The sequence below is a fragment of the Proteus genomosp. 6 genome, from assembly GCF_040139785.1.
Lineage (GTDB): Bacteria > Pseudomonadota > Gammaproteobacteria > Enterobacterales > Enterobacteriaceae > Proteus.
On the sequence record NZ_JBEEVJ010000053.1, the window covers coordinates 1 to 739 of the forward strand.

Below are 739 nucleotides of genomic sequence, written 5' to 3' on the forward strand. Positions count from 1 at the left end.
AAGCTGTTGAGTCGTTTTAAGTGTAATTCGGGGCAGAATTGGTAAAGAGAGTCGTGTAAAATATCGAGTTCGCACATCTTGTTGTCTGATTATTGATTTTTCGCGAAACCATTTGATCATATGACAAGATGTGTATCCACCTTAACTTAATGATTTTTACCAAAATCATTAGGGGATTCATCAGCGCTTTGTCGGTATTGAGCGTGGCAGGCTTTTCCCAGTGCTTCAGGCCTCGCAGGGCCTTGCCCAGGAACCGCTTCGCTGCCTTGGCGCTGCGGGTCGGCGACAGGTAGAAATCGATCGTGTCGCCCCGCTTGTCGACTGCCCGGTACAGGTAGGTCCACTTGCCCCGCACCTTGACGTAGGTTTCATCCAGGCGCCAGCTCGGATCAAAGCCACGCCGCCAGAACCAGCGCAGCCGCTTCTCCATCTCCGGGGCGTAGCACTGGACCCAGCGATAGATCGTCGTATGGTCGACCGAAATGCCGCGTTCCGCCAGCATTTCCTCAAGGTCGCGATAGCTGATCGGATAGCGACAATACCAGCGCACCGCCCACAGGATCACATCACCCTGGAAATGGCGCCACTTGAAATCCGTCATCGTTCCGTCCGTCCAATCTCCGCCAAGCATGCTCAAGCTTCACGATTTTTGCAACAGAGCCCACACGAGTATTGAGCATAGTCGAGATTGGTGCAGATCACTTCTGATATTGAACTGTCAGGAGCTGGCTGCACAACA

At 52.8% G+C, this 739-nt stretch carries 1 protein-coding gene and 1 pseudogene; both read right to left on the bottom strand.

From position 1 onward, the window contains the following. Positions 1–77: hypothetical protein (locus ABN212_RS18745; protein ID WP_223196925.1), on the bottom strand; the 77-nt coding region annotated here is incomplete at its 3' end. Positions 78–184: 107 nt separating this feature from the next. Continuing rightward, positions 185–601, bottom strand: a pseudogene (locus ABN212_RS18750) (IS6-like element IS6100 family transposase); the annotation flags it as partial. Positions 602–739: the final 138 nt, after the last annotated feature.